This window comes from Pseudomonas sp. TMW22091, assembly GCF_022496705.1.
Classification (GTDB): domain Bacteria; phylum Pseudomonadota; class Gammaproteobacteria; order Pseudomonadales; family Pseudomonadaceae; genus Aquipseudomonas; species Aquipseudomonas saxonica.
On sequence record NZ_SCFI01000001.1, the window covers coordinates 264,868 to 285,857 of the forward strand.

The window sequence follows — 20,990 nt, forward strand, 5'->3', positions numbered from 1 at the left end:
AGTGGTCGACCCAAGGCATCTGTGATGAAATGCGACCCCACACTTTATCGCGGTGCCCCGCCTTCACTTGCCGTGAAACCTCGCCTGCTCCGACATTTACTGTTGCCGCCGCTCATCCTCCTGCTGACCATAGGGCTGGGCTATGCGGGCTATCGCATCAGCGAACACTTTGGTATTCGCAGCCTCAGCGAAAACGGCGAGCGCCAGCTTGAATTACATGCCCGCACCGTCGAAAGCGAGCTCGGCAAATACACCTATCTGCCCAGCCTGCTTGAGCTGGAGTCCAGTGTTTCAAGCTTGCTGGCGGAACCGTCCGCGCAAAACCGCGACAGCGTCAATCAATACCTAGAAGGCCTTAACCGACGCAGCCGCAGCCGCGCCATCTATGTGCTCGACACCAACGGGCGCGTCGTTGCCACCAGTAACTGGCGCGATACCGACAGTTATCTCGGTGAGGATTTGTCTTTCCGAGCCTACTTCCAGGACGCGGTACGCGGACAACCGGGGCGTTTCTATGGAATAGGCAGCACCTCAGGTGAGCCTGGCTACTACCTGGCCCACGGCCTGGAACAGCAAGGCAAAATCATCGGCGTCGCCGTGATCAAAGTCAGGCTCGAAGCCCTTGAAGAACGCTGGCAGCGTGCTCGTCTCGAAGCTTATGTGAGCGATGAAAACGGCATCATTATTCTGTCCAGCGACCCAAACTTACGCCTTAAATCAGTACGCCCACTGACCTCGCAGACAAAGGAACGCTTGGCGCGCAGCCTTCAGTATTACTGGTGGCCGCTCAATGAGCTTGAGCCCCTTGAACGCGAACAGTTAGCCGAAGGCGTCGAAACCGTCACGTTTGCCACCCACAGCGACGTGGCCAGCGATGACAAAGAAGTCAGTTATCTGGCCCAGACCCGCAACCTGAATGACACACCGTGGGACATCACCTTACTGACCCCTCTGCAAGACTTGCGCCGAGAGGCAGCCAATCAAGGCATGCTAGTGGCCGTGTTTTTCGCTTTATTGGCCTTTCTGCTGATTGCGTGGAATGAACGACGCAAAGTGATTGCTACCCGACTGGCGGCCCGCGAGGCCCTGCAAGAAGCCAATAATCAACTGGAACGAAAAATCACTGATCGCACCACCCACCTGCGCGCCAGCAACGAACGGCTCAAAGCTCAGATTCGTGAACGTCGCCACGCAGAAGACACCCTTCGTCGCGCACAGGACGAACTGGTGCAAGCCGGCAAGCTTGCTGCAATCGGGCAAATGTCCACCAGCATTGCCCATGAGTTGAACCAGCCATTGGCCGCCTTGCGCACTCTGTCCGGCAATGCCGTCAGGTTTCTTCAACGAGGTGACCTGAAGGTCGCTGCGGACAACTTGACGACCATTAACGACTTGGTTGATCGCATGGGCCGTATCACCGCTAACCTGCGATCGTTTGCTCGTCGCGGTGACGATCAGGGCCAGGCCAGCCTGAATAAAGCAGTTGAGGCAACCCTGCAACTTCTCGCTGCTCGCCTTGAAACGTCCGGTGTTGAGTTGCATCGCGATTTCAGCGATGCCCAGCTAACCATCGACCAGACCCGGTTGGAACAAATACTCGTGAACCTGATAGGCAATGCGCTGGACGCCATGCACGCCCAGACCACCTCCCCGCAATTGTGGCTTGAGGGTGAGTTCAGCGAAGGCAAATATCACCTGAGGGTGCGCGATAACGGCCCCGGCATTGACCCGCAAAGCCGTAAGCACCTGTTTGAACCGTTCTTCACCACCAAACCGGGCGAGCAGGGTCTGGGCCTTGGCCTGACACTGTCCGCCAGCCTGGCAGCCGCCGCTGGCGGTAGCCTCAATGTTGAGTTTCCGGATGCCGGTGGTGTTGCGTTTGTCCTACTTTTACCGCTGGTGCAAACTGCTAAGGCCGAGCCAATATGAACCACGATCTGACCGTTCTGATTGTTGAAGACGACCCTCATGTCTTGCTCGGATGCCAACAGGCGCTGGCGCTTGAAGACATCCGCAGCGAAGGTGTAAGCACTGCAGAACAGGCGCTGGCAATGGTCGGTGATAACTTCCCAGGGATTGTCATCAGTGATATCCGCTTGCCGGGGATCGATGGCCTGGAATTGCTTAAACGGCTCAAGGCACGGGATCGCAGCTTGCCCGTGGTTCTGATTACCGGGCATGGCGATATTTCCATGGCGGTAGGTGCCATGCGCGACGGCGCCTATGACTTTATGGAAAAGCCGTTTTCCCCTGAGCGACTTGTGGATGCTGCTCGACGGGCGCTGGAACAACGCAGCCTGGCCCGTGAAGTGTGGTCGTTGCGTCGCCAACTGGCTGAGCGCGACTCTCTTGAAGGCCGCATTATCGGCCGCTCGCCAGCCATGCAGCAATTACGGGAGTTGATTGCCAACGTCGCCGATACGTCGGCCAACGTGTTGATAGAAGGTGAAACGGGCACTGGCAAAGAGTTAGTTGCACGCTGCCTGCACGATTTCAGCCGACGTCAACCGCAGCAATTTGTAGCGCTGAACTGTGGGGGATTGCCGGAAAACCTGTTTGAAAGCGAGATTTTCGGCCACGAAGCCAACGCGTTCACCGGTGCAGGAAAACGTCGGGTCGGCAAGATTGAACACGCGGATGGGGGCACATTGTTTCTCGACGAGGTCGAAAGCATGCCGCTCAACCTTCAAATAAAATTGCTTCGGGTGCTGCAAGAACGCACATTGGAACGCTTGGGTTCCAACCAGAGCATTGATGTGGATTGTCGGGTGATTGCAGCCACCAAGTCCGACCTTGATCAACTGAGCAAAGCCAGTCAGTTTCGCAGCGACCTGTACTACCGTTTAAACGTCGTTACGCTCGAACTGCCCCCGTTGCGCGAGCGGCGCGAAGACATTCTGCAGCTGTTCGAACACTTCTTGCAGCAATCCTCCTTGCGCTTTGATCGCGCCGTACCGGAACTGGACAATCAGACGCTTTCCAGCCTTATGAGCCATGACTGGCCGGGAAATGTGCGTGAATTGCGCAACGTGGCCGAGCGCTTCGCTTTAGGCCTGCCGGCGTTCAAAAAAACCGGCAGCATTACCTCACAAGGCCTGGGCTTTTCCGAGGCCGTCGAGGCGTTTGAACGCAACCTGCTCAGCGACGCACTGCAACGCAGCGGCGGCAACTTGACCCAAGCCAGTCAGGAATTGGGCATGGCCAAGACTACGTTGTTCGACAAAGTCAAAAAATACGGCTTGGCACATTAAGCGAGAATGCTGTGGATCTGATTTTAAAAGCTGCATTGGGCGCCGCCGTGGTGATTATTCTGGCGATGCTGGCAAAAACCAAAAATTACTACATCGCCGGTTTGGTTCCGCTGTTTCCGACGTTCGCACTCATTGCCCACTACATCGTTGGCAAAGGGCGCTCGATAGATGACCTGAAGACCACCATCGTCTTCGGTATGTGGTCAATCATTCCCTATTTCGTCTACCTCGCGGCGCTGTATGTGCTGGTCGACCGCATGCGCCTTGAGGCTTCTCTGGCGCTGGCTGCTGTGGCCTGGTTGATGGCGGCAACCGTGCTGGTGAGCGTGTGGGTGCGTCTGCATTGAGCGACTTCCGGCACTGCGTTGGCGTTTAGAACTTATAACTCATTGCCGTCTGCACACTGGTCTGGTTAACCTCACCGACCTCTTTCACGATGCTGCTTTGTGCCGCCGAACCCAGCAAATGAGCCCAGTTGGCACTGGCGACCAACGACCACCGCGGGGCCAACGGAAATTCAACACTCTGGGTCAACGTGACATTCTGAAATCCGCCGCTGGCCTTGTAGCCCGGTATACCTGAATCCAGCGCGCTACTCTCACTTACCCCAAAGAACGTAGACATCTCACGGCCATCCGCGAAATGCGCCATCAATTGGTTGCTACCGATGATGCCCATTGCCAACGGGTAGCCCAGCTCCCCACCGACCTTTCCCGCCCAGCCCCCTTGCCCGCCAGCACCGCCGACCGTCTGGCCAAGCTGTGCATACAGTCGCCAAAATTCGGCCGGGCTGTATTGGACAAAACCGCCCACCAGCGCCCTGTCAGGCACATCGCGTAATCCACGCAACGAGCCATTGGCATTACGACCCGGCACATAGTTGATAGAGGGCCCGGCACTCCAGCCATCAGCCTTCAACGCACTCCAGGTCAAGCCATCGTCGGTATCAAGGCTTACGTCACCCCAGTCCAGATCGAAATAAGGCAATGGCACCGTCTGATGCCGACTGCCAGCCGGATCGTACGGCTGGTAACCAACCCCAACGCCCACTTCGCCGGTTGGGCCGCTTACTGCATACGCGGCGGCACTCAATCCCAACCCGATCAGCAACCACCCAACATAAGCAAACGTCTTCATTGCCCACGATCCAAAGAGATTCATGCGCGCATCAACCTCTTTTTCCTGCAGGCGGCGCAAGCACTGATGTTGTTTGTAGCGAGCTACAAAAATTGTAGCTTCAAGCTCTTCATTGACCGCCTAAAAACTCAGAAAAGCCCGGCCCTGTTGGGCATGAAGCTTTTGGCACACTCAATGCAATCTCCTTTGGCAAGCGCAAAAAGCGCGTCTTCTCAACAGGACAATGCAGATGATGCAATGGCATATCGTGTGTGATTTCGACGGGACCATCACCCGAACTGACGTCATCGACACCATTCTTCAACGCTTCGCCGACCCGAGCTGGGAAGCGATAGAAGATCAATGGCTAAATGGCGAAATAGGTTCGCGTGAATGCCTCAGCCGCCAACTCTCGCTGGTTAGGGCCTTGCCGGCTGAGCTGCTGGCTTATTTCGACACGGTTGAAATTGACCCGGACTTTCCCGACTTTGTTGACCTGGTGATTGGGCTCGGTGCCTCCATTGAAGTGGTCAGTGACGGTATCGAGCAGGGCATTGCGCGGATTCTGGCACGCCACTACGTCACCTTGTTGCCGATACTCGCTAACCGCCTGCGTCAGGTCGACCATCACAGCTGGCGCATTGACTTCCCTTACGCGAGCGACGCCTGCCGCGCAGCCTCCGGCAACTGCAAATGCAAATCCGCCCCCCGCGGCAAACGCGTACTGGTCATTGGTGATGGCCGCTCCGATATGTGCGTGGCCGCCAGCGCCGACTTCGTATTCGCCAAGGACAGCCTGGCCGAACACTGCGAGCGCAACGGCATTCCCTATGCCCGCTTCGACTCTTTTGCAGATCTACCGGCCTTGCTTAATCAGCTACCGACACATGTCGCCAACGCCCCTTCCTATTCTCGTGACCAGCAGGAACTCTTCACTCATGTCTGACATCCGAATCGCCACCGCTGAAGACCAGATTCTTCTGGAAAAAGAAGCCAAATACTGCTCGTACGGCGACACCGTTCACTATATCGAGCCGCCGCGTATCTTCAGTCGTTGCGAAGGTTCTTACGTTTGGGACACTGAAGACCAAGCCTACCTGGACCTGCAAATGTGGTACTCGGCGGTTAACTTCGGTTATTCCAATCCACGCCTGAACAACGCACTCAAACAACAGATCGACACCCTGCCCCAGATTGCCAGCCAATACCTGCACAAAGGCAAGATCGAACTGTCGGAACGTATCGCCGTCGACGCAAAAAACAAGTTCGGCCTGGACGGTCGCGTGCACTTCAACGTCGGCGGTTCGCAGTCCATCGAAGACTCTTTGAAAGTGGTGCGTAACGCCAGCAACGGCAAAAGCCTGATGTTTGCCTTCGAGGGTGGTTATCACGGCCGCACCCTGGGTGCCTCGTCGATCACCTCCAGCTACCGCTATCGCCGTCGCTATGGCCACTTCGGCGAGCGCGCCAACTTTATCCCGTTCCCGTATCACTTCCGTGGGCCTAAAGGCATGACCAAGGAAGAGTATGGCAGCCATTGTGTGCAGCAATTCGCCCGCCTGTTCGAGACTGAATACAACGGCGTATGGGACCCGAAAGTTGGCCAGAGCGAGTACGCCGCATTTTACGTCGAGCCTATTCAGGGCACCGGCGGCTACGTTATTCCGCCGATGAATTTTTACAGTGAACTCAAGCACGTGCTGGACCAACACGGCATTTTAATGGTGGTGGATGAAATCCAGATGGGCTTCTGGCGCACTGGCAAGTTGTGGTCGATTGAGCATTTTGACGTCAAACCCGACGTAATCGTATTCGGCAAAGCCTTGACCAACGGCCTCAATCCGTTGGGCGGCATCTGGGCCAGAGAAGAGCTGATCAACCCGAAAATCTTCCCGCCGGGCTCCACCCATTCCACCTTCGCTTCCAACCCGCTGGGGACCGCTGTGGGGCTGGAAATGTTCAAGATGACCAGTGAAATTGACTATGGCGCGATGGTCATGGCCAAGGGCAAATATTTCCTGGCCGGTTTGCAAGAGCTGCAAAAACGCTACCCGATCATTGGCGACGTCGACGGTCTGGGCTTGGCCCTGCGCTGCGAGATTTGCGGCCCGGACGGTTTCACGCCGGACAAGGCAACCCTGGACTACATGGTTGAAGAAGGCATGAAAGGCGATATAGAAATCGACGGCAAGCGTCTGGGGCTGATTCTGGATGTCGGCGGTTACTACAAAAACGTCATCACCCTGGCCCCGTCGCTGGAAATCAGCTACGCCGAAATTGACCTCGGAATTGCCCTGCTCGACCGCCTGCTGCATCGGGCCATGAAACGGTGAACAGTGCAGAGATCGATCTGGGCGAAGGCAGCGCCGGTTTCGTTCTCGGCACGGGCGAGGTCGGGGTTCTGTTGATCCACGGCCTCACCGGCACCCCGGCAGAATTGCGTCGGGTGGCTCAGGGGCTGGCCAAAGACGGAACCCGTACGGTGTACGTGCCCACCCTGGCCGGGCACTGCGGCGACAACAGCGACCTGCAAGCCACGGGCTGGCAAGACTGGTACGAAGGCGTGCGTAAAACCTTCGTTGCCATTGGCCAGCGCCATCGGCAGGTGTTCGTCGGCGGCCTGTCGATGGGAGCGGTTATGTCCATGTACGTGGCGGCCGAACACCCGGGGCAAGTGGCCGGTTTGATGTTGTATTCAACCACCCTCCGATATGACGGATGGAGCATCAACAAGCTGGCCTTTATGACCCCATTGCTGATGGCCATACCCTTTGGCGTTCACCTGTGCAGCTTTGAGGAGAAGCCACCTTACGGCATCAAGAACGAACGTTTGCGGGCCATCGTGGAGCGCCAGATGAAAGCTGGGGAAAGTACCAATGCCGGCCTGCTGACGATGGAAGGAGTGACTGTGCGTGAACTGCACCGGATGAACGCCGTGGTGAAAAAGCGCATGCCTTCGATTACGACACCCGCGCTTGTGGTGCACTCTATCGAGGACGATATTACCAGCCGCTGGAACGCTGATTACGTAGAGCGCCATTTAGGTGGGCCTGTGACGAAAGTGCTGCTCAATAACTGCTATCACATGATCACCGTTGACCTGCAATATCGACGGGTCATTGAACTCAGCGACGGGTTTATCAACACTCACCGCAGCCTCGCAGAACGCTCTATCGAGCATTCTGCTGATCATCGGAACCGGGACATTGCGCATTCGATATAGGCTCGAAAGCCGCTGCAAATGAGCACACACTGTCCATCTGCCATCTACGTGTCCTGCGCCAGCACTAAGAGAGTATTGATGCCTTTATCGCAAAAGCCGGAATCTTTCAAAGTCTCGCGCTGGACCGTACAGCGCAAGCTGGTATTAGCCTTCTGGCTGGTGAGCGTAATTCCGACCATGATTGCCGCCGAACTGGCGGCGACCACCTTGTCGCAGATTTTCGACAGCAACGTGCGGGTCTGGCTGCTGGAGTCGACCAAAATCCTTGAGGACGAAATCAGTGAAATCCTTACGGACAATGCCCGTGTTGCCAAATTGTTCTTGCAATACACCCACCCGCCCGCGACCCGAGAAGCCCTGCGCGACGACCGACTGAGTGCCGATATTGCCCAAGCGATGGGTATCGATGTGGTGGCATTGATTCGCAGCAGTGACCACAAGGTTATATTCAGCACCGCCAGCGATAGCATCGTCAGCCAACTCAACCTGGCGCCCGATGCTGTGCTGCAAACCATCAACGTCGGTGAAGTACCCACCGGTGCTGTGGTCTCCACATTCCCTACCAGTGAGGACGGCGTTGACTATCAATTGCTGGTAGCGACGTATATGGACAGCAGCTTCCTGACCAGTGTTGCCGAAGTGCATTCCCTTGACCTGCGCCTGTACTTGCACAACCCCGGCGGATTTTCCGAAATATTTTCCAGCCAGCGCTTTGAAGACCGCCAGCCCACCGTGCCCCTGAGCATCGAAAAAACTTTGCGCGAAACCCGTCAGCCCATTGAACAGTTCACCAACCGTTACAGCGGTTTGTACTGGCCAATCTTCAATGGTAGTGGCGAGTTGCAAGGGGTGATTTATAGCGGCCTGCTGCGCCATAACAGTCTGGTGGGCCTGGTAAACCAGACCAATTTATTTGTGCTTATTTTCCTGCTTGGCTCAGTGCTTTCACTGACTGTGGGCTGGCTGGTTTCCGAGCGCCTGACTCGCCCGTTACGCGATTTGTCCGAGGGCGTGCGTGCGGTCACTGCGGGGGACTATAACCAGCGTGTGGCCGTGACCGGGCACGATGAACTGGCAGAGTTGAGCAGCACTTTCAACCATATGACTGCGCGCTTGAGCGAGCTGCAAGACCTCGAAGCACAATTGCGTCGTCGCGATCGGCTGCACGCATTGGGCGAAGTGGCGATGGGGCTGGCCCATGAAATCCGTAACCCGTTGGGCATTATCAAAACGGCGACCCAACTATTGCATCGCCGTGCAGCACTGGGCGAAACCGATAAGCGCCATCTGGAATATGTCGTCAGTGAAGTAACACGCATCAATGACTTGCTGACTGAATTCCTCGACTTCGCCAAGCCAAGCACCCCAGTTCGGTCACTGCAAGCTGCCCGCCCATTGGTCGAAGATATTCTGGGGTTTTGCGCCCCCGAGCTGCAAAGCCATCAGATTGACGTTTACCTGGACGATCAGGCACCGGGCGCGACCCTGTTTGGCGACGCGCCACAGTTGAAGCAAGCGTGTCTAAACCTGGTAATCAACGCCATCGACGCCATGCCCAACGGCGGGAAGCTCACACTGGGCATTCATCAGGAAAACGGCTACACCGTGATCAGTATTACGGACACAGGAGAAGGGATTGCCCCCGATATGATCGAACGCATTTTCACTCCCTTCGTGACCACCAAAGCCTCAGGCACAGGCTTGGGCCTGGCCAAGGTCTTTTCCATCATGGACAGCCATGATGGACGTATCGAATGCATCAGCGAGAAAGAGGCCGGTGCCACCTTCAATGTGTACATTCCAACCCACGGAGGGGACGAATCATGAGTCATAAGGTGTTGGTGGTCGACGATGAGCCCAAGCTGTGCGATCTGCTCAGCTCGGTATTGAGCCAGAACGCAATAGAGGTTTTCACCGCAGGCAATGGCCTGCAAGCCCTGACCTTACTGGAGCAGGAGAGTATTGATCTGGTCATCAGCGACTGGCGCATGCCCGGAATGGATGGCCCACAGTTATTGGCAGAAATAAAACTTCGCTACCCCCACATACCGGTCATTGTCATGACCGCCTATAGCACCGTGAAAAACGCCGTACAGTCGATGCGTAACGGCGCCTACGATTACATCGCCAAACCGTTCGACATTGACGAACTGGACATCACCGTTAGCAAGGCCCTGCAATTTCGCGACATCCTGCGTGATAACGCTCGCCTGCGTGCCGAGCTGGATGAACACCAGCACATCGACAGCTTGATCGGCGACAGCCCGAGCTTTCGCCGGGTGCTACAGGCCATCGACTCTGTGCGTGACAGTAACGCCACGATCTTGCTGACCGGCGAGAGCGGCACCGGCAAAGAGATGGTAGCCCGCGCCATCCATAAACATGGCAGCCGTGCTGACCAGCCTTTTGTAGCGGTCAACTGCGCGGCAATTCCTGAAGGGCTGCTGGAAAGCGAGATGTTCGGCCATCGCAAAGGCGCGTTTACCGGCGCAGTGGCTGACCGGATCGGACGGTTTTTACAGGCGGACAAAGGGACTTTGTTTCTTGATGAGATCGGCGATATGCCGCTGACCTTGCAAGCAAAGATTCTTCGCGCGCTGCAAGAGCGGGTGATCGAGCCGGTAGGCGAAACTCGAGAGCGCAAAGTGGACGTGCGCGTGATAGCCGCGACCCACAAAAACCTTCTGGAAGCGGTGGCAAAAAAAGAGTTTCGCGAAGATTTGTATTACCGCCTTAACGTGTTTCCGATTCAATTGCCCGCTTTGCGCGAGCGCGTGGAAGACATTACCCCGTTAGCGCGACACTTTGCCCACAGCTTGGGGGCGACCGCAGGTAAGCGGATCACGGACTTCAGCCCCACTGCCTTGCAGGCCATGATGCATTACCACTGGCCGGGCAATATTCGTGAATTACAGAACTGCGTGGAGCGTGCCACGATTGTGGCGACCAGCAGCACGATTGAAGACAGCGACCTGCCGCCTTATCTGTTTAGCGAGCAAATGGATCAAGCCGATAAACCGTTTACTCGGTTGGGTGACGTGCCGCCTGATCTGGAAGCAGCATTGGCTGAGGTTGAAAGAGCCTACATCCTTGCAGCCCTGCAACAGACCCAAGGGGTTCAAGCTGCCGCCGCACAGCTGATCGGAATTTCAGAGCGCAGTTTATGGTATCGCCTGAAAAAGCTGAATATTCATGTCGACAAGATCGCGCGCATGGGCCCGAACAACATTCCTTCGTATGAGTAATGGCACTGTTATCGACACCCACGACAACATGAGACAAACTCAACGCTTTAGTGTTGATCACAAAATTTACTCATGGAGTCCACGTGCTGGAAATTCGTCACCTCAAAACCCTGCACGCTTTGCGCGAGTCCGACAGCCTGGTCGAAGCCGCTGAACGTTTACACCTGACCCAGTCCGCGTTATCACACCAGTTCAAAGAGCTGGAAGAGCGCATGGGCATGCCCTTGTTTGTACGAAAAACCAAGCCAGTACGCTTCACCAGCGGCGGCTTGCGCCTGCTGCAACTGGCCGACGCCATGCTGCCTTTGCTGCGTGGGGCCGAACGCGATATCGCCCGGTTGGTCGGTGGGACCGCAGGGCGGCTGCATATGGCGATTGAATGCCACAGCTGCTTTCAGTGGCTGATGCCCACCATTGACCAATTTCGCGATGCGTGGCCGGAGGTCGAACTGGATCTGGCCTCGGGCTTTGCATTTGCTCCCCTGCCTGCCTTGGCACGGGGCGATCTGGATCTGGTCGTGACCTCTGATCCACAAGAGATCGCGGGTCTGACCTACGTTCCGCTGTTTACCTACGAGGCAATGCTCGCTGTCGCCAATCAGCATGCATTGGCCCACAAGCCTTTTATCGTGCCCGAGGATTTGAGTACGGAAATCATGATTACTTATCCGGTGGAGCGCGACCGCCTCGACATCTTTACCCGTTTTCTGGAACCTGCCGATATTGAGCCGGCACAGGTGCGCACGTCCGAGCTGACGGTGATGATGATGCAACTGGTCGCCAGCGGTCGTGGGGTATGCGGTATGCCGCACTGGGCGCTGCATGAATACAGCTCGCGGGGCTATGTAAAAGCCAAGCGTCTGGGTGAAAAGGGGTTGTTTGCCACCCTATATGCAGCCGTGCGCACAGACATGCTGGATGCGCCCTATATGCGCGACTTTTTGCTGACGGCCAAAGACACCTCTTTCTCGACGCTCGATGGCGTCAGCGCGGTTAAATAGCCGGTGAATCAGCACCCTCACCTTGTTAGCAACGGTGAGGGTCCGGCGAGCCCTGGTTGACCAGGCGGCGCATATGCACCCGGTCGTAGTACGCCTCCCCCACCCGAATCGCACAGTCTTCAAGACCCGATTGCTGAAAACCGCAGCGTTTGTACAGCGCGAGGGCAGCGGCACTATTGGCACTCACTGTCAGTTCTATCACTTTGAGTGGGGGCTCTTCTTCGGCCAGTGACAGCACGGCCTGTACCAACCCTTCGCCCAGCCCTTGGCCGCGAAACGCCTCTGACACATACAGGCCAAACAAAGTGGCCTTATGTTGTTCGTCCTCCCAAGGCTCAAACGCCAGACCGACAATGCCTGCCAGCCGGTCACCGACAAAAGCGCCCAGCGTGGCGCTTAACTCATCGTCCAGTTGCCCTTGCCACCAACTCAACGGCAACCTCTCACGGTTTGTGAGGGTGGACACAAACGCTTCAGGATGCAGTGCGTATGCATCAAGCATCAATTGGCGATAGGCCTTGGCGTGGGAGGGATCAAGCAGTTCTATAGCCATAACATGTCCAGGTCATACAGTTTTACGGTGTTCCAGCAGCATCAAGCAGGTGCCCGCACGCTATTGCGGTAGAAGGGCAAGATCACGTCACGAGTCAAAGGGGCCAACACCAATCCGCCATCACCGGCAGGATCAATCCACTGCACTTCTTCAATCTCGGCAGCGGGCGTAATGACTTGCTCGGTCAATATCAGAAACAGCTCAGCCAGCACTTCATAGCCCGGCTCATTGGCCGCCGGGGCATTAAAGTGCCCCAGATAGGTAGCACTGGCCGGGTCGATTTTCAATGAAAGCTCTTCTTCCAGTTCACGTACCAGCGCGTTGATCGGTTGCTCATGAGCCTCAATCTTGCCCCCCGGCTGCATGAAAGCTTGCGTGCCACGCTTGCGTACGAGCAAGGTTCGGCCTTGCGGGTCCATCAGTACAGCAGCGGCAATATGGATCTTAGGCGTTGTAGAGCTTTCGGAGGGCATCGCAAAAATCAGCCTGCAGTGGAGTAAGGGCACAAAGGATCACATGCCTTCACGCAGCTGAAAAGACACAGATGAAAGGGATTGCCGCAACAACCCTATGAAGTTTCAGCCACCTTTACATCAGGCGGCTAAACTGCCCACGACCTTGGTCGGGATGTTGTTCTTCACGAAACCCCGTTCAATGGCAGGTATGCTTTACAACAGGTGGCCTGACACTGAGCAACCACCTTGGCGCAACAAACCTCCACGCTAGAGAGGCCCGCTGTATTACCGGTGTCAACCGTCCCGATCTTGCTGTTCACTCGACCGACGAACAGAAAAGCCTGAAACAGGAAACCGTATGAGCCTGTCACTGTTAAGCCGTTATGCGTTTTTTGCGTTATGCGTGATATTCACCCTCGCCAGCCTTCCCTTCATGCACCACGAGTGGTTGTGGCCTTTTACCGCCCTGACACTGGCCTTGAGCTTGCTCGGCATTTTTGACCTGATGCAAAGCCCCCACGCAGTCCGTCGCAATTACCCGATCCTGGGCAATATTCGTTATCTGGTGGAAGCCATTCGCCCAGAAATACGCCAATACCTGCTGGAGTCGGACAGCGACGCGCTGCCCTTCTCACGCGCTCAACGTTCGCTGGTTTACTCTCGCGCTAAAAATGAGAGTGCCGACAAGCCGTTTGGCACCTTGCTGGATGTGTATCAGTCCGGATTTGAATTTATCGGCCACTCCATGCGCCCCGCGCCCTTGAGCGACCCCGCAAGTTTTCGGGTCATTGTGGGCGGTCCGCAATGCACCCACCCGTACTCGGCCTCCGTGTTTAACATTTCAGCCATGAGTTTTGGTTCGCTGAGCGCCAACGCGATTCGCGCACTGAACCAGGGCGCCAAACTCGGTAATTTTGCCCACGACACTGGCGAAGGCAGCATCAGCGCCTATCACCGTGAGAACGGTGGCGACCTGACGTGGGAATTGGGCAGTGGCTATTTCGGTTGCCGCACAGCCGATGGTCGCTTCGACCCCGAACGTTTTGCCGTACAAGCACAAAACCCACAAGTGCGCATGATTGAAATCAAGCTGAGCCAAGGCGCCAAGCCTGGCCACGGCGGCATTTTGCCCAAAGACAAAGTCACCCAGGAAATCGCTGAAACCCGCGGCATCATGATGGGCGAAGACTGCATTTCGCCGTCGCGCCACAGTGCCTTTTCGACCCCGCTGGAATTAATGCACTTTATCGCCCAATTGCGTGAACTGTCGGGCGGCAAACCCGTGGGCTTCAAATTCTGTCTGGGCCACCCTTGGGAGTTTATGGGGATTGCCAAGGCCATGCTCGAAACCGGCATCCTGCCAGACTTTATCGTGATTGACGGCAAGGAAGGCGGAACCGGCGCAGCCCCTGTGGAATTCACCGACCATATGGGCGCGCCGATGCGCGAAGGCTTGCTGTTTGTCCATAACACCCTGGTGGGCCTGAACCTGCGCAGCAAGATCAAACTGGGCGCCAGCGGCAAGATTGTCAGTGCCTTCGACATCGCCAGTGTGCTGGCCATCGGCGCTGACTGGGCCAACTCCGCGCGCGGTTTTATGTTCGCTATCGGCTGCATCCAGTCGCAGTCGTGCCACACCAACAAATGCCCTACCGGCGTCGCGACTCAGGATGCCTTGCGTCAGCGTGCGCTTGTGGTGCCGGACAAAGCACAACGGGTATTTCACTTCCATCGCAATACCCTTAAAGGGCTGGCTGAAATGCTCGCCGCTGCGGGCCTTGAGCACCCCTCTCAACTGCAAGCAAAACACTTGGTGCGCCGTGTGTCCGCCACCGAGATCAAACTGTTCTCGCAGCTGCATGTGTTTCTCAAGCCGGGGGAATTGTTGACGGGCGAAGTGAACGGGGAGTTCTATTCGCGCATGTGGCAAATGGCCCGGGCGGACAGTTTTGAAGCCAATGTCATAAACGCTGCTTGAAGTCTGAGCCGTTGCAGCGGCCCTTCATGGGCCGCTCACGGGCGGTACTAAACCGAAAAACTCAGCGACCCAACCTTTGCATTTAGCCGCCAATACCCTCACCCTGCGCGCCGTCAATAAACGCGGCGTGCAATCTTGGCTGCACCCGCTGGTCTTTAATTGAACAATTGAATGAGCACTCGCCGTGACGCTGAACGGACGTGACCACCGCATCGATTTCTTTCGCGGGTTGGCACTGATTTTTATATTTTGGGATCACATCCCGCATAACCCGCTGGCCGAGTTGACCGTGCGCAACTTTGGTTTCAGTGATGCGGCCGAGATTTTTGTATTTCTGGCCGGATACGCGGCCGTTCTGGCTTACGGAAAAATAGCTCAACGCGACGGTTTCATCATCGCCACGGTTAAAATACTGCGCCGCGCGTGGGTACTTTACGTCGTGCATATTTTCTTGCTTGCCGTGTTGATGGGGATTGTTTTTTTTGCAAACAACCACGTAGAAACGCGCGACTTGGTGCAAGAAATGGGGTTGCAGTACTTTTTGAGCAATCCGCAGCAGGCGTTGACCGATGAGTTGTTGTTGCGCTTCAAACCCAACCTGATGGACCCCTTACCGCTCTATATCGTGCTGTTGTTGGGGTTGCCACTGGTGCTGCCTATGCTGCTACGCAAGGCTGAATACGTCGTTGCTGTTTCATTGATCGTGTATCTAACCGCCCCGCAATGGAATTTCTCGGCACAGGAAGGCGGCGTCTGGTTTTTTAATCCATTGGCCTGGCAGTTTCTGTTTATTTTGGGCGGGGCTGCCGCAATGATTGGCCAACGACAAACAACTCAAAAAACCCGACCGCTTTCCCGTCAGCCGCTGTTTATAAGTGCCATTATTTATCTGCTGGTTACAGGCCTGATTGCCGTTTCCTGGCGATGGCCGCAAGTTCATGATGCATTGATGCCGATGTGGCTGGGCGAGGCGATATATCCCATAAGCAAAACCAATCTTTCGCCCGTGCGATTACTGCATTTTCTAGCCTTGGCTTATGTTGTTGCCAAATCCGTGCCCCACACGGAGTGGCTTAACGTATGGCTGGCCCGTCAAATATGCCGCATGGGCCGATATTCTCTTGAAGTCTTTTGTTTAGGTGTGATCCTTGCGCCCTTGGCAGACATGCTCAATGCATTGGGAGGCGACACCACGACCATTAAGCTGTTCAGCGCCTTAATGGGCGTGGGCGTGATGGCCGTATTCGCCGCTTGGCTAGAATGGAATAAACGGCTGAATACTCCAGGTTTGAAGCCGGTTAAATGATCGGTTTTTTATGATCAAACGGCGCTAAGCGCCGTTTGAATAAGCGTTGAGCTTTACCCGTGGCGTAAACCCAACTGAAGAGTGCGCCGAAGCTGCGTCCAACCCAATACTATCGAGATGAACGTCCAGGGTACGGCCTTTAAATCAAATACACCTGCCCATGTGCATCCACCGGCGTATAGGTTTTACCCCTTTCATCGGGAACACGCTCTATATCAAGCCGACTTCACACCTGAGGTTAATTGCGGACGGGAAGCTTTAAAAATCAGCCAAAGCCAACCTGGCTTGTTCCGTCGCCTTCTGCGAAAAGTTGTCCAAGGTCTGAGCACTTGCCAAATAGGTATTCATTTCATTCAGCAAAGTCTGTTTTGAACTTTCACGGTTAAGAAACTGGTTAATCTGCTCCAGAAATAATGTTTCCAGGTCCGCCTCAACTTCAATGATGTCACCGCTAACCGACGGATGAAGTGAAAAAGCCGAGAAAGTAATTTTGGCACTGTCCAATTGGCCTTCAATTTCCTCCTCCGCCGTAAACACCCCCATGATCTGATCAGTGGCTTTGATGGTGATGCTCAGGGAACCCACTGGCATTGGACTGCCGTCGCCAGTGATATGCAATTCGCCCAACGCTTCCACTTGAGCAGGCACATCTGAAGGTCGTTCGTACCCTTCCTGCGTATTGGGTTGTTTGGCGGTAAATGACACCTTATTACCGACCACTACAATTTCAGGATTACCTTGTTGATTGAATTTTACCTGAGTATTACTCAGCCCCTTGACGTGTAAGTTCTTAACGACTATTTCAAAGAGAGTATTTAACACATAAAAAGAACCCAAATATATTTCTGCGATGCTGCACGGATCAAGAGAATCCTGTTCAGGACTGTGCAGCAACTTGGACACGTAAAAATCCGACGCGGGGGTGAGCAGCATATTTTGTAGAATATCGACCAGCTGATTATTGGACATAAAAGTCTCTTAACTAAGTTGATTAATTAATGTGGCCCGCACTAAACGCGTGAAGTTTGCCGACAGTTCAGATCGTTGCGCGGTCAAGGCATTGGCCAGTTGAGCTTTAAGAGGGTCTTGAATCTCAGGTTTGAGCAGCATCTTCTGGAGCATGCTTTCCAACACACTGTTACGTGGCTCCAGCGCTACGTTGAACTCAACAGGCTCGCTTCCCCACACAAAATTCAACGCGTTGATTGTGACGTCGAGATCGCTGACGTCTTCACCGCTTACACTCACGTTAATGTTCAGATGACAATCGTGTAGCGAAGCGTGAACATCCCCTTTCAGGTCCACTGAGACGTTACCCTGCTGGGTCAGTGATAGCCGAGTGGTGATCGTGACAGGCGGAGCGGGTGGCAATCCTGAGTGCAGCGCTTGCCGTGAAACCGTATTACCTTCAGGCAAGACGCCAAACAGCACTTCCATGGTCATCACGGGCGATGCCAATAAGCATTTTTCAAGGGGCATAAAGGCATTGGATAACCCGGCAACATATAAGTTGTTGAGTTCAATGTTGGTGTATTCGAGGCCTGCAATGGTTTGATCGGGGATCACTACTTGGGCGTGGTGATAGGGCTCAAGTACAGGGTCAGTGCTATCACTGAGCAGCAGGGGTAAATACCACTCGCTGTCGGATTGATTTAATGCCACACGCAAGCGATCAAACAGGTACACATCCAGCACAGTTGCGCCCTGCTGGTTATGGCTATCGGTGGGTAAACCTTGCTCTGGCACACGGCTGAATAACTCATCCAGGCTGTTGATCAAATAGGTAGACAATGCCGAACTCATTGAATCCAGGTTGTCGGGCCCGTTGAGCATGTCCGCTACGGTGCTGAGCATACTCAGCTTGCCATCCGGAGCATTCAACGCCTGTTGGATAAACTGGATCAGTACCTCGCTTTGTTCCAGATCGCCTTCAAGGGTTAACTTCTCGAACAGGAGTGTGGGCTGCTCCCCCTCGATCGCGTTCATGTTCAAGCTTGACAGCGTCACTGTCGGCACTCGTTGCTCTGCACTGCCCGCAGTTTCAAGCGCCAGAAGAGCGTTAAGTGAACAATCACTGAATGATGCACTAAACGACCCGATACCCGTGATGGACGTTCTATAAGCGTCTTCTACCCACAGTGATTGCTCAATCTGATACCGCCCAGAGAGGGTCAGCGATGGCATTTCCAGACCCTGGGTCGGGTTGGGATAATGATTGGGCAGCAAGACGACGCTAGCGTCATAGCCAGCTGGCTTGGGAAGCGAACTGACCTGCTGTACAAGCATATTTTGCAAACCGCCCAGCGTGACTTCTGTCAGCTTCATCATAGGCAAAGGCTGCAGTGGGTCGGCCACTGCATCTTTCTGGTTCATGATGCTCCACACTTGCACGAAGCGATCAGCCACATAACCGCCGTGCTCGCCTTGCAGAAAGCCCAGATCCTGAACATCAGAACGGATCGGCAGTACAGGTTCATCGTTTTCGGTCATCCCGACCAACAGCCGAGGCAACCAGAGCCGGGCATTAGCAGGGTCATTAAGTCGCGGTTGCACGGAATTATGGATAAAACTCATCAAGGTGCTCATGGAGAAGCGCCTCCTTAAAATGATCAAAGTTGTCCGTTCAGAGGGCGATCAATTACATACAGCGCCAAGTCCTGCAGCGCCGTGCGGTAGGCCGACGGGGTAAACCCTTTGAGATAAAACAGCGCTTGGTGGGCCTCGCGCCGTGCATGGGAATACGCCATATCGATGGCCCCGCAATCGCGTAAGTCATCAATCGATCGTTGCAGCGCATCACCGCTCAGGTGCAGTTCGCCCTTGAGGGCTCGGCCAATTTCATGCTCGGGCCCCAGTCGTTGCAGCGCATAGAGCAACGGCAATGACAAGCGACCCTGAGCCAGGTCGATGCCCGCTTCTTTACCCGCCGAACCCTCGTACTCAACAATATCCAGAACGTCATCCATGATCTGGAAGGCTCGCCCCAAGGAACGCCCGAAGTAACCGGCTCGCCTTGCGTCGCGCAAGCGTCCGCCCGCCAACTCGACGCCCGCATGACACGCCAGGCGAAACAGCTCAGCCGTTTTGCGGTCAATAGTCTGGTAATAGCGAGTAAGTGCCGAATCCATATCTGTGGGCAAAGTACGATCCAACTCGTCCAGCTCGCCCCGGCAAATGTCAAAAGCCGTGTCGAGCACCATGCGCACAAGGCTCATATCCCTTTCGGTCTCGACAGCCTGAGCGAAGCCGCGCAGCGCTTGAACGAACTGTAAATCGCCCACCAGCAAGGCGGTTTTAATGCCCCGTGCGGCCGATACAGAGGGCACGCCTCGACGCAATGGCGCGTCATCGACAATGTCGTCATGGATCAAGGTAGCAACGTGCAGCATTTCAAGTGACGCTGCGCCTTTATGGATCTTCGGGTCTAGAGGAGCTGGCCCCGCAACCATGCGGGCAGCCAGCATCATCACCACCGGCCGGATTTTTTTCCCGCCGTGAAACATTTGGCGCTCAATGTCCGTCAGGTAAGAGTCTTGCGCCTGCAACGCTAGATTGATCTCGTGTCGAAACTGCGGGAGATCTTCGCCCAGCAGTCCTTCACAGATAAGCGTTAGGGGCGACTCAGCAAAATCTGGGGAGTGCTGCTCTTCAGGATCACAGGCAAGTAGGCTCATCAGCTTTCCTGCCTGGCCATTTCGCGCAAACAACGGGTCAACCCAGAGGCAATGCGATCAACCAGCAAGCCTCGGATAAAGCGTGTGCTGACTGGCTCTCCCACCTCTGGCCCCAAGGGAATCTGCGGGATACGCAACGTGGTAGCCAACAGTTTTAGAGTCAATGCGCCATCGGGTTGTGCGGTCAGCAGGTAGTTGAACTCACTTTGAGGCAGAGCAATCTCGAAACACTCACTGCTCAGTGCCACTCGCTGCATTGGGTCTTGCGCACGCAATGAGGCTTGATAAATCTCTTGCAGCCTCTGCTGCGTTTCAAGATCCATCACGTAACCTTGTCCATGGCAGACCTGTATATCGCTGTCTGTTGCTACTTTATTGACCACGATATTGCACAGAGCCGTATGCAGAGCCTGCACCTTGGCACTCGACTCAGCAGGGTTGACTGCGCGGCCTCCAGCATAAACAGATGCATGCACCTGCTCACCCGTGAGTGGCACAGTCACCGTTTGGGTGTTGCCCGTGAAATCCACTGAGTCAGAAAATTTCAACGCCGCTTCGGCTGCTTCTTTGTGATTAATAAAGCATGCGGCCCACAAGTTAAGTTGTTGCGCAAAAGCATTGGAGTTGTAACTCACACCCTTGGCACCAAACTGGCCATCAGGCGGATTGATGACAGCACCGCTCTTGAGTGCCTCAGAGGTGTGCTCGCCCATCTCATCACTAGCGCCGTCTTGATGCCAAAACTTGCGCAACTGCTCGTTTTCGGTAAACACCTGATGATAGACATCATTGTGCTCGTTATATTCATTAACCAGCACACGGCCATTGGCCGATTGATTCAGTTGGGCACGTTCTTTTTCGAGTTGCACTAAACGCCAATACTTTTCCTCGGTCATCTCGCCTGTTTCTTCGCCTTCAGCAGGCAATGGGGCCATAAAGCCGCCTGTGTCCAGCGTGACTTGCGCGCACTCGTTGTAGTACAGCTGATACTTTCCCCGGAGCGACGCAGGTTCAAGCGTGACGCTGAAATGACGCTTATCACTACCGGACTGCACTGCCCCCAATGTCACAGGCGCCACTGACAGACTGTCAAAAGAGAGCAACAGCTCCCCGCCCAATGTGTGTCCGTCGGGTTTGATGTGCTGCTTTAACGGGAAAGGACCCGCGTCAGCTATGGTAAAAACAGGC

At 55.1% G+C, this 20,990-nt stretch carries 18 protein-coding genes; 11 read left to right on the forward strand and 7 right to left on the reverse strand.

Annotated elements, in window-relative coordinates; all coding sequences use genetic code 11:
• Positions 1-24 precede the first annotated feature (24 nt).
• Genes EQV93_RS01230 through EQV93_RS01240 form a run of 3 tightly spaced genes read left to right on the forward strand, consistent with a single transcriptional unit; the run spans position 25 to position 3,598 of the window.
• Entirely contained in the window at positions 25-1,929 is a 1,905-nt protein-coding gene (locus EQV93_RS01230) for a sensor histidine kinase (RefSeq protein ID WP_240890738.1), read from the forward strand.
• A complete protein-coding gene (locus EQV93_RS01235; RefSeq protein WP_122784794.1) occupies positions 1,926-3,251 on the forward strand; it encodes a sigma-54-dependent transcriptional regulator in 1,326 nt (441 codons plus the stop codon). Before EQV93_RS01230 ends, EQV93_RS01235 begins: the two co-directional genes overlap by 4 nt.
• 20 nt (positions 3,252-3,271) lie before the next feature.
• Positions 3,272-3,598: a GlpM family protein gene (locus tag EQV93_RS01240; RefSeq protein WP_240890891.1), complete on the forward strand. Its 327-nt coding sequence runs from the start codon at positions 3,272-3,274 to the stop codon at positions 3,596-3,598.
• 25 nt (positions 3,599-3,623) lie between these two features.
• Here EQV93_RS01240 and EQV93_RS01245 read toward each other — a convergent pair whose 3' ends face one another.
• Positions 3,624-4,388, reverse strand: coding sequence for a MipA/OmpV family protein (locus EQV93_RS01245; protein WP_240890739.1), 765 nt, complete (start codon positions 4,386-4,388; stop codon positions 3,624-3,626).
• 229 nt (positions 4,389-4,617) lie between these two features.
• On the opposite strand from EQV93_RS01245, the gene EQV93_RS01250 reads away from it, so the two are divergent.
• The 6 genes from EQV93_RS01250 to metR all read left to right on the forward strand — a co-directional run bounded on the left by EQV93_RS01250 (position 4,618) and on the right by metR (position 11,836).
• Positions 4,618-5,313: an HAD-IB family phosphatase gene (locus tag EQV93_RS01250; RefSeq protein WP_240890740.1), complete on the forward strand. Its 696-nt coding sequence runs from the start codon at positions 4,618-4,620 to the stop codon at positions 5,311-5,313.
• On the forward strand, positions 5,306-6,700 hold the full coding sequence (locus EQV93_RS01255) for an aspartate aminotransferase family protein (RefSeq protein WP_122784798.1): 1,395 nt from the start codon (positions 5,306-5,308) through the stop codon (positions 6,698-6,700). Before EQV93_RS01250 ends, EQV93_RS01255 begins: the two co-directional genes overlap by 8 nt.
• Complete coding sequence (locus tag EQV93_RS01260) at positions 6,697-7,590, forward strand: alpha/beta hydrolase (RefSeq protein ID WP_240890741.1); 894 nt, start codon at positions 6,697-6,699, stop codon at positions 7,588-7,590. The genes EQV93_RS01255 and EQV93_RS01260 overlap by 4 nt, the downstream gene beginning before the upstream one ends.
• 78 nt (positions 7,591-7,668) lie before the next feature.
• Positions 7,669-9,417 (forward strand): sensor histidine kinase, encoded by a 1,749-nt coding sequence (locus EQV93_RS01265; RefSeq protein WP_146384117.1) that lies wholly within the window; start codon positions 7,669-7,671, stop codon positions 9,415-9,417.
• Positions 9,414-10,835, forward strand: a complete 1,422-nt coding sequence (locus EQV93_RS01270) for a sigma-54-dependent transcriptional regulator (protein ID WP_240890742.1) — start codon at positions 9,414-9,416, stop codon at positions 10,833-10,835. The genes EQV93_RS01265 and EQV93_RS01270 overlap by 4 nt, the downstream gene beginning before the upstream one ends.
• An 83-nt stretch (positions 10,836-10,918) precedes the next feature.
• The gene (metR, locus tag EQV93_RS01275; RefSeq protein ID WP_122784802.1) at positions 10,919-11,836 is read left to right on the forward strand and encodes a transcriptional regulator MetR; all 918 of its coding nucleotides are present in this window, start codon (positions 10,919-10,921) and stop codon (positions 11,834-11,836) included.
• Positions 11,837-11,861: 25 nt separating this feature from the next.
• On the opposite strand, the gene EQV93_RS01280 is transcribed toward metR, so the two are convergent.
• Together EQV93_RS01280 and EQV93_RS01285 are read right to left on the reverse strand one after the other, a co-directional pair.
• Entirely contained in the window at positions 11,862-12,389 is a 528-nt protein-coding gene (locus EQV93_RS01280) for a GNAT family N-acetyltransferase (RefSeq protein WP_240890743.1), read from the reverse strand.
• A 41-nt stretch (positions 12,390-12,430) separates the two neighbouring features.
• Positions 12,431-12,862, reverse strand: a complete 432-nt coding sequence (locus tag EQV93_RS01285; RefSeq protein ID WP_240890744.1) for an NUDIX hydrolase — start codon at positions 12,860-12,862, stop codon at positions 12,431-12,433.
• Positions 12,863-13,202: 340 nt separating this feature from the next.
• Between EQV93_RS01285 and EQV93_RS01290 the strand changes: the two genes are divergently transcribed.
• Together EQV93_RS01290 and EQV93_RS01295 are read left to right on the forward strand one after the other, a co-directional pair.
• The gene (locus tag EQV93_RS01290; RefSeq protein ID WP_122784805.1) at positions 13,203-14,822 is read left to right on the forward strand and encodes an FMN-binding glutamate synthase family protein; all 1,620 of its coding nucleotides are present in this window, start codon (positions 13,203-13,205) and stop codon (positions 14,820-14,822) included.
• 184 nt (positions 14,823-15,006) lie between these two features.
• Positions 15,007-16,128, forward strand: coding sequence for an OpgC family protein (locus EQV93_RS01295; RefSeq protein ID WP_146384127.1), 1,122 nt, complete (start codon positions 15,007-15,009; stop codon positions 16,126-16,128).
• Between the two features lie 258 nt (positions 16,129-16,386).
• Here EQV93_RS01295 and EQV93_RS01300 read toward each other — a convergent pair whose 3' ends face one another.
• Genes EQV93_RS01300 through EQV93_RS01315 form a run of 4 tightly spaced genes read right to left on the reverse strand, consistent with a single transcriptional unit; the run spans position 16,387 to position 20,737 of the window.
• Positions 16,387-17,097, reverse strand: a complete 711-nt coding sequence (locus tag EQV93_RS01300; RefSeq protein WP_240890745.1) for a hypothetical protein — start codon at positions 17,095-17,097, stop codon at positions 16,387-16,389.
• Between the two features lie 9 nt (positions 17,098-17,106).
• Complete coding sequence (locus EQV93_RS01305) at positions 17,107-18,714, reverse strand: hypothetical protein (protein WP_240890746.1); 1,608 nt, start codon at positions 18,712-18,714, stop codon at positions 17,107-17,109.
• A 23-nt stretch (positions 18,715-18,737) separates the two neighbouring features.
• A complete protein-coding gene (locus EQV93_RS01310; RefSeq protein ID WP_240890747.1) occupies positions 18,738-19,802 on the reverse strand; it encodes a polyprenyl synthetase family protein in 1,065 nt (354 codons plus the stop codon).
• Positions 19,802-20,737: a hypothetical protein gene (locus EQV93_RS01315; protein ID WP_240890748.1), complete on the reverse strand. Its 936-nt coding sequence runs from the start codon at positions 20,735-20,737 to the stop codon at positions 19,802-19,804. Before EQV93_RS01315 ends, EQV93_RS01310 begins: the two co-directional genes overlap by 1 nt.
• Positions 20,738-20,990: the final 253 nt, after the last annotated feature.

Bases quoted from the DNA above. Each gene is read 5' to 3' on its own strand.
- EQV93_RS01230 (WP_240890738.1), top strand. From the start codon at position 25: ATGAAATGCGACCCCACACTTTATCGCGGTGCCCCGCCTTCACTTGCC.
- EQV93_RS01300 (WP_240890745.1), bottom strand. From the start codon at position 17,097: ATGTCCAATAATCAGCTGGTCGATATTCTACAAAATATGCTGCTCACC.
- EQV93_RS01255 (WP_122784798.1), top strand. From the start codon at position 5,306: ATGTCTGACATCCGAATCGCCACCGCTGAAGACCAGATTCTTCTGGAA.
- EQV93_RS01245 (WP_240890739.1), bottom strand. From the start codon at position 4,388: ATGAAGACGTTTGCTTATGTTGGGTGGTTGCTGATCGGGTTGGGATTG.
- EQV93_RS01235 (WP_122784794.1), top strand. From the start codon at position 1,926: ATGAACCACGATCTGACCGTTCTGATTGTTGAAGACGACCCTCATGTC.
- EQV93_RS01285 (WP_240890744.1), bottom strand. From the start codon at position 12,862: ATGCCCTCCGAAAGCTCTACAACGCCTAAGATCCATATTGCCGCTGCT.
- EQV93_RS01315 (WP_240890748.1), bottom strand. From the start codon at position 20,737: ATGGCCCCATTGCCTGCTGAAGGCGAAGAAACAGGCGAGATGACCGAG.
- EQV93_RS01305 (WP_240890746.1), bottom strand. From the start codon at position 18,714: ATGAGCACCTTGATGAGTTTTATCCATAATTCCGTGCAACCGCGACTT.
- EQV93_RS01290 (WP_122784805.1), top strand. From the start codon at position 13,203: ATGAGCCTGTCACTGTTAAGCCGTTATGCGTTTTTTGCGTTATGCGTG.
- EQV93_RS01270 (WP_240890742.1), top strand. From the start codon at position 9,414: ATGAGTCATAAGGTGTTGGTGGTCGACGATGAGCCCAAGCTGTGCGAT.
- EQV93_RS01250 (WP_240890740.1), top strand. From the start codon at position 4,618: ATGATGCAATGGCATATCGTGTGTGATTTCGACGGGACCATCACCCGA.
- EQV93_RS01310 (WP_240890747.1), bottom strand. From the start codon at position 19,802: ATGAGCCTACTTGCCTGTGATCCTGAAGAGCAGCACTCCCCAGATTTT.
- EQV93_RS01280 (WP_240890743.1), bottom strand. From the start codon at position 12,389: ATGGCTATAGAACTGCTTGATCCCTCCCACGCCAAGGCCTATCGCCAA.
- EQV93_RS01265 (WP_146384117.1), top strand. From the start codon at position 7,669: ATGCCTTTATCGCAAAAGCCGGAATCTTTCAAAGTCTCGCGCTGGACC.